2 protein-coding genes are annotated in these 1,760 nt (G+C 76.2%); both read right to left on the reverse strand.

The annotated features are described in order from the left end of the window. A partial coding sequence (locus ACTUAL_RS15325; protein ID WP_440900729.1) for an SDR family NAD(P)-dependent oxidoreductase occupies window positions 1–525 on the reverse strand: 525 nt, incomplete at its 3' end. Next, a partial coding sequence (locus ACTUAL_RS15330; RefSeq protein ID WP_440900730.1) for an ADP-dependent glucokinase/phosphofructokinase occupies window positions 522–1,760 on the reverse strand: 1,239 nt, incomplete at its 5' end. The genes ACTUAL_RS15330 and ACTUAL_RS15325, both read right to left, overlap by 4 nt.

A 1,760-nucleotide genomic window follows, 5' to 3' on the forward strand; every position in this document is an offset into this window, starting at 1 on the left:
CGCGAGCGCGCGGGTGAACCCGTCGACCGCCGCCTTCGACGTCGCGTACGCGCCCGACCCGTTCCCGCCGCCGTTCAACCCCGCCAGGGACGAGATGTTGATGACCCGGCCGCCCTCACCCAGGTGCCGCAGCGCCGCGCGGCTGACGTAGAACACCGTGGACACATTGAGCCGCCACACCCGGTCCCAGTGCTCGTCCGTGCACTCCGCCACCGGCGTCCGCGCCAGCAGGCCGCCCGCGTTGTTCACCACCACGTCGAGCCCGCCGAGTCGCTCCGCCACCCCGTCGACGACCCGGTCCACCGCCGCGCTGTCCGTCGCGTCGAGCTGGACGCCGACGACGTCGAGCCCGTCGGCCGCGAGCGCCGCCACCACCTCGTCGGCCGACCGGCTGTGCGTCGTCAGCGCGACGCGCGCGCCGGCCTCGGCCATCCGCCGGACCACCCCGAGGCCGATCCCGACACCACCCCCGGTCACCAGGGCTCGGCGGCCGGTCAGGGTCTGGGGCGTGCTGGTGGTGCTCATGAAGGACTCTCTCCTCGATCGATGTGTGTCACGCCGGCCTGGACCAGCAGGTCCCCGCTGACGAACGTGTCTCCCAGCCCGATGGTCGAACGGGGAGCGGTCAGGTACGGCGTCGCCACGACGCTCGCACGATAGCCGCCGGACGTCGGCCCACCGGCGGGCACCTCGACGGCGAACCGCGCCTCCGCCGGCACCCTCCACTCGCCCCGCGGCTCGCCGTTCTCGGCCCGGTTGGCCGCCGCCAGCGATCCGGCCGCGAGCGCCCGCGCCTCCACCGCCGGGTCACCTCGGTGCGCGCTCAGCGCCCAGCCGTCCGAGTGCACGACCACGCGGCCCAGCCCGTGCGCGGCCGCGAACGACGTCGCCGCCGTCGCCGGGTCGCCGTCGCCGACGAGCCCCGCGAGCTCGCTGCCGTTCATCCCCACCGAGTCCACCCAAGGACCCACCAGCGCCATCACCCGCGCCAGCTCCTCGCGCGACCGGTAGTCCGCCAGCTCCAGGTGCACCAGCCGCGCCCCGCCCTCGCGCCAGCCGCGCACCGCCTCCGCGATCCTTGGCAACCACTGCTCCCGCTCGCGCCCGAGCCCGTTCAGCCCCGACACCAGCCCGACGCCGCCACCCACGACCCCCGGCGACCGCGCCAGGAACCCCGCGTCCAGCTGCGGCCGTTTCCGCGTCAGCACGACCGTGATCCGACTCGACCGTCGCACCTCGACCCCGGGCGCCCGCAGGCCCCGCGCCAGCTCCAGCACGTGATTCGACGGCACCACCGGTCCCGCCACCGGCGCGACCTCGCGCACCGGGACCACACGTCCGCCGCCGCCCTCGGCCCCCGGCGCGGCCACCAGCCGCACCCCGTCCGCGGTCGCGGCCAGCTGCCGCTCGCTCCGGTTCGTCAGCGCCAGCAGCGGCTCGACGCCGAGTGCCGACCAGCTCCAGCACGCCTGGATCGACGTCCCGCCGCACTGCACCTTCTCCGGAGGGCCCGCGAGCGCCTCCAGCAGCGGCTCCGCCGCCTCGTCGTCGATGAACAGCTCGCCGTCGCGGCCCGCCACCAGCCACGACCGCAGCGTCCGCAGCCCCTCGTCGAGCGCAGCAGACCCCGTCGGCCCCGCGGTCACCAGCGCGGTGAGCGTCTCGTCGGTGATCCGGTGCAGCGCGTCCGTGGTCGCGCTGAACCCCGCGACCACCGGCCCGGCCGCCGCCACGAGCCCGGCGCGGTCCGCGACCAGCCC

It is taken from the genome of Actinosynnema sp. (assembly GCF_052038725.1).